Source organism: Albidovulum sp., from assembly GCF_049646345.1.
In the GTDB taxonomy this organism is placed as follows: domain Bacteria; phylum Pseudomonadota; class Alphaproteobacteria; order Rhodobacterales; family Rhodobacteraceae; genus Albidovulum.
The window spans coordinates 1-5,598 of record NZ_JBARVQ010000380.1 but is presented as its reverse complement, the minus strand read 5'-3'; the positions used below and the strand labels follow the sequence as shown (position 1 = coordinate 5,598).

The following is a 5,598-nucleotide window of genomic DNA, read 5'->3' as shown; positions in this document are numbered from 1 at the left end:
CGCCGACCTCGCCCAGTCCGATCACCTCGGTCGCATCCGGATAGCGGCACATCCAGCGGCCGTCCTTCTCGCCATGCAGATCGCGCATCGGGTAGAGCGCAATGGGCTCGAGGAAGACGACAACTCGTTGCTCCTCGCGCGCCAGCCGGACGCATTCGCGCATCATCCGCGCTGCATCCGCGCCGTTCGAGGGGCAGGCGAGGATGACACCCGGAATGTCTCGGATCACGGCCACTGAATTGTCGTTGTGGAAATGCCCGCCAAAGCCCTTCTGATAACCAAGCCCCGCAATGCGCAGCACCATCGGGTTTGTGTATTGACCGTTCGAGAAGAACGAGAGCGTCGCCGCCTCGCCCCGGATCTGGTCCTCGGCATTGTGCAGATAGGCAAGGAACTGGATCTCGGGCATCGGCACGAAGCCGTTCTGCGCCATGCCGATGGCAAGGCCGAGGATGGATTGCTCATCCAAAAGCGTGTCGATCATCCGGTCGGGGCCGAAGCGCTGGGTCAGCTTCTGCGTCACGCCATAGACGCCCCCCTTACGCCCGACATCCTCGCCCATCATGACGATCTCGGGATGCGCCAGCATCAGATCGGTCAGCGCCCAGTTGATCAGGCGCGACATGATCTGCGGCTCCTCCATCGCTTTCATGTCGGATCCGAACGCGGCGGATCGCGCCTCGGCCGAAGGGCCGTTGGTCGACTTGCACTGACGTTTCGGGGGAACAACGCTCGCCATGACGTCGCCCGCCGTCTTCAGACGCGGTCGCTTGACGGCTTCACCCGCGATCCGCGTCACCCGCGCATTCGTCTCCGCGTAAATCGCGAGCGCCCCGGCGGGGTCAAGAGCCCCGGCCTGATCCATCAGCCGCACCGAATGCAGCAGCGGATCATTCGCCTCCTCAGCCTCGACGTCCTCGCGGCTGAGATAGGTCGTCGGCACATCCGCCCCGGCATGACCATAAAGGCGGATCGTGCCGATATGCAGGAAAGCGGGCTTCTTGCGGCTGCGAACGTAGTGCGCGGCCTCACTGGCGATCCGGAAAGTTTCGTAGATATCAAGCCCGTTGCAGTGGAAATATTTCAGCCCCGGCCGTTCCCGGAAGGTCGCGGCGATCCAGCCCTTGGGCGTCTTCGTGGAAATGCCGATGCCATTGTCTTCGCAGACGAAGAGAAGCGGCAGCGGGATCGACTGATACGACGTCCAGCCTGCGGTGTTGAAAGCACCCTGCGCGGTCGAATGGTTGGCGGAGGCATCGCCGAAGGAACAATAAACGATCGCGTCGTCCGGCAGCGCCTTGTGCTCCGGCGCGTGCCGCCGCGCCGCGCCAATAGCATAGGCCGCGCCCACCGCCTTTGGCAGATGCGAAGCGATGGTCGAGGTCTGCGGCGGAATATTCAGCGCCTTCGATCCCAGAACCTTGTGCCGCCCGCCGGAAATCGGATCCTCGGAGGACGCCGCAAAGCTCAAAAGCATGTCCCAGGCAATGCTCTGCCCCGGCACCTGCACCGCCCGCGCGATCTGGAAGGCCGCATCGCGGTAATGCAGGAAGGCCATATCTGTCGGCCGCAAGGCCGCGGCAACCGCAGCCAGCCCCTCATGGCCCGACGAGCCGATGGTGTAGAACCCCTCCCCCGCCTTCTGCATCGCCCGGCTCTGCCGGTCGAGCGCGCGAGAAAGGCAGCCTGCGCGGTAGACCGCGACCGCCTCGGCGGCCGACAACGAACCCGAAGGCGCAGCACCACCGGGCAGGTCGCCCGCGGCAACCCGTCTCAGAAAGTTCTCATGAACAATGTCGGCGCGGTCCATTTCAGTCTCTCGTCCTGTCGGCTTCCACTTGGTTCAAATATCCCCGCCGGAGGCATCCGACCGATAGGCCGGGAGCCTCCGGCGGGAGTATTTTCGAACAGAAGAAATCAGAAAAACGCCTGCAGCCCGGTGATCGCGCGCCCGAGTATCAGGGCGTGGACATCATGGGTGCCTTCGTAAGTGTTGACGGTTTCAAGGTTCATCGCGTGGCGCATGATCTGGTAATCTTCCTGAATGCCGTTGCCGCCGTGCATGTCGCGGGCATGGCGCGCGATCTCTAGCGCCTTGCCGCAATTATTGCGCTTGACGATCGAAATCATCTCGGGCGCGGCCTTGGCCTCATCCATCAGGCGGCCGACACGCAAGCTGGCCTGAAGGCCAAGCGAGATTTCCGTCATCATGTTCGCGAGCTTCAGCTGGTAAAGCTGCGTCTGCGCAAGCGGCCGGTTGAACTGTTTGCGGTCAAGCCCGTATTGGCGGGCGGCGTGCCAGCAGAATTCGGCCGCGCCAAGGACGCCCCAGGAAATGCCGTAACGCGCCCGGTTGAGGCAACCGAACGGGCCTTTCAGCCCCTCGACATTCGGCAAGAGCGCATCTTCGCCGACCTCGACATTGTCCATCACGATCTCACCGGTGATCGAGGCGCGCAAGCTCAGCTTGCCGCCGATCTTCGGCGCGGAAAGCCCCTTCATGCCCTTGTCGAGGACAAAGCCCCTGATCTTGCCGCCATGGGCCTCGGACTTGGCCCAGACGACGAAGACATCGGCGATGGGCGCGTTCGAGATCCACATCTTGGAGCCGTTCAGCACATAGCCGTTCGCGGTCTTCGTCGCGCGGGTCTTCATGCCCGCAGGGTCGGACCCGGCATCGGGCTCGGTCAGACCGAAGCAGCCGATGAATTCGCCCGAGGCGAGCTTCGGCAGGTATTTCATCCGCTGCTCTTCCGACCCATAGGCATAGATCGGATACATCACGAGGCTGGACTGCACCGACATCATCGAGCGATAGCCGCTGTCCACCCGCTCCACCTCGCGGGCGATCAGCCCGTAGGCGACATAGGACGACCCGAGCCCGCCATATTCCTCGGGCACGGTGACGCCCAGAAGCCCCATCTCGCCCATCTCACGGAAAATCTCAGGGTCGGTCTTTTCCTCGCGGTAGGCTTCGATCACGCGGGGCTGGAGTTTCTCGGTCGCATAGGCGCGCGCGCCGTCGCGCAGCATGCGTTCTTCCTCGGTCAACTGGTCTTCCATGCGGAAGGCGTCTTCCCAGTCGAAGCGGGAAAGGTCGGGGGCGTCTTTCGGTTTCAGGGCCATTTGGGTCCTCACTTCAGATTTGCGCAGAACCGCGCGATGCGGGTGGCGGCCTCGGTCAGCGAGGCCCTCGAATAGGCGTAGGACAGCCGGACATAACCCGGCGTACCGAAGGCGCGGCCGGGGACGAGGGCGACGCCCTCTTCCTCCAGAAGCGCTTCACAGAAATCGGCGTCGGTTTCGATGCGGCGGCCCTTCGCGGTCACCTTGCCAATGGCACGGGCGCAGCCGGGGAAGAGATAGAAAGCCCCATCGGCCGAGGGGCAATCGAGCAGGCCCGTCGCGTTCAGCGCGGCTGCCAGCATATCGCGCCGCTCTCGGAAATCGTCGCAGCGCTCTGCCAGCAACTGCTGATCACCCTCCAGCGCGGCCGCCGCCGCCGCTTGGGCAACCGAGGACGCACCAGACGTGATCTGGCTTTGCACCGCGACCATGGCCGCGATCAGCCGCTTCGGCCCGATCCCCCAGCCGATGCGCCAGCCGGTCATGGCATAGCTTTTCGACACGCCGTTCACGATCAGGGTGCGGTCGGCGAGGTCGGGGGCCACGGCGCGGAACGAATGGAACGGCACATAGGAGATGTGCTGATAAATCTCGTCAACCATGATGCCGACATGGGGTGCCTCGCGCAGCACTTCGGCCAGCGCTTCCAGATCATCCTTGCCATAGGCGGCCCCGGACGGGTTCGAGGGCGAATTGAGCAGCAGCCAGCGCGTCTTCGGCCCGATCGCGGCGCGAAGCTGGTCGGGCGTGATGCGGAACCCGGTCTCGGCCGTGGTCGGCAGAACAACCGGCTTGCCGTCGCAGACGGTGATGATGTCGGGATAGCTCGTCCAGTAGGGGGCGACGATCAGCACCTCATCGCCCGGATCGAGTGTCGCCGCGAAGGCGTTGTAGAGCACCTGCTTGGCGCCGGTGCAGACGATGATTTCACCCGCCTCGGGCTTGTAGCCGTTTTCGCGCTGACAGGCCTCGCCGATCGCCTTGCGCAGGGCAAGCGTGCCCGCGGTCAGAGTGTATGTCGTTTCGCCCGCCAGTGCCGCCTTGTGGGCGGCTTCGATAACCGGTGCGGGCGTCGTGAAATCCGGCTCTCCGGTGCCAAGCGTGATCACATCGCGCCCCTCGCGCTTCAGCGCATCGGCAAGCTCGGAAATCTTCAGGATTTCCGAGAGTTCGACCGCGTCGATGCGGGCGGAGCGGCGGAACGGGTCGGACATGGGCGCCTCATGCGGGTTTTATGCATTATGGGCCATTGTTTGCGGTCGAGATACTGCTATTATAGCGATCATATATGCACGGAGAGCATAGTAATGGCCACACCCCGCCGTCTTTTGCCGTCGATTTCGCTGCTCGCGGCATTTGAATCGGTGGTGCGCACCGGCTCCACCCTCGCTGCCGCGCGGGATCTTGATCTGACGCAGGGCGCGGTCAGCCGGTTGATCCAGAACCTTGAGGCACAACTGGGTGTCACGCTCTTCCTGCGCGAACGCCGCAGGCTGATCCCGACCGACCATGCGTTGGCCTATGCCCGCGACGTGGTGAAGGCGCTTGACCTCATCTCGCGCGGGTCGATGCGGGTCCGCTCGAACACCGGCGGTGGCACCCTGTCGCTTGCCATCCTGCCGACCTTCGGCACCAGATGGCTGGCCCCTCGCCTGCCGCGCTTTCTGGCCGATCATCCGGGGATCACGATCAATCTTGGCACAAGGCTGAAACCCTTCGATTTCGAGGAAGAGGGTTTTGACGCGGCCATCCATTTCGGGGCAGAGAACTGGGCAGGCACCGGATCGGTAAAGCTGTTCGACGAACGGCTGGTCGCCTGCTCAGCGCCAAGGTTTCTCTCAGATCATCCGGTCGAAGAGCCGGCCGATCTGATCGGACTTCCCCTCCTGCAACTCGAAACCCGGCCCAATGCATGGGGCGCATGGTTCGCCCATCACGGGGTCGACCGGCGGGTCGGTCAGGGGATGCTCTTTGACCAGTTCGCGCCGATGATTCAGGCGGTGATCCATGGGCTGGGTGTGGCGCTCTTGCCCGAATTCCTCGCCAAGCCGGAACTGGCCGACGGGCGTCTGGTCGAGGTTTACGGCGGACCGGTGCGGGGTGAGGGCAGCTATTATCTCGTCTGGCCCTCGGTCGGGGCATGGTATCCGCCCTTGCAGGCCTTCCGCGACTGGCTGGTCGCCGAGGCCGCCGACCCCGATGGCGAGGCGATGCTGCCCCGTTGACCTTTTCACCTGCCGGGATCACCTTTGCCCCATGAACACACGCGCTGATATCCATGACCGCCTCGCCGCCTCGCTGAAAGAGGCGCGGAAATCGAAAGGCCTCAGCCTTGACGCGGTTGCGAAACTGTCCGGGGTGAGCCGGTCCATGGTCAGTCAGATCGAACGGGGCGAATCGAGCCCGACCGTCTCGACGCTCTGGAACCTGACACAGGCCCTGCAGGTCGATTTCGCGGGGCTGCTGGAAGGG

5 protein-coding genes are annotated in these 5,598 nt (G+C 63.9%); 2 read left to right on the top strand and 3 right to left on the bottom strand.

The window, feature by feature from the left end:
* The 3 genes from WBB85_RS09430 to WBB85_RS09420 all read right to left on the bottom strand — a co-directional run.
* Positions 1–1,810, bottom strand: a 1,810-nt coding sequence (locus WBB85_RS09430) for a dehydrogenase E1 component subunit alpha/beta (protein WP_432638367.1), incomplete at its 3' end; no start/stop codon positions are given.
* A 107-nt stretch (positions 1,811–1,917) separates the two neighbouring features.
* Positions 1,918–3,126 (bottom strand): acyl-CoA dehydrogenase, encoded by a 1,209-nt coding sequence (locus WBB85_RS09425; RefSeq protein ID WP_432638366.1) that lies wholly within the window; start codon positions 3,124–3,126, stop codon positions 1,918–1,920.
* Between the two features lie 8 nt (positions 3,127–3,134).
* A complete protein-coding gene (locus WBB85_RS09420) occupies positions 3,135–4,340 on the bottom strand; it encodes a pyridoxal phosphate-dependent aminotransferase (RefSeq protein WP_432638365.1) in 1,206 nt (401 codons plus the stop codon).
* 93 nt (positions 4,341–4,433) lie between these two features.
* Between WBB85_RS09420 and WBB85_RS09415 the strand changes: the two genes are divergently transcribed.
* Positions 4,434–5,351 (top strand): LysR family transcriptional regulator, encoded by a 918-nt coding sequence (locus WBB85_RS09415; RefSeq protein WP_432638364.1) that lies wholly within the window; start codon positions 4,434–4,436, stop codon positions 5,349–5,351.
* Between the two features lie 31 nt (positions 5,352–5,382).
* Positions 5,383–5,598 (top strand): helix-turn-helix domain-containing protein (locus WBB85_RS09410; RefSeq protein ID WP_432638363.1); only part of this gene is annotated, 216 nt, incomplete at its 3' end.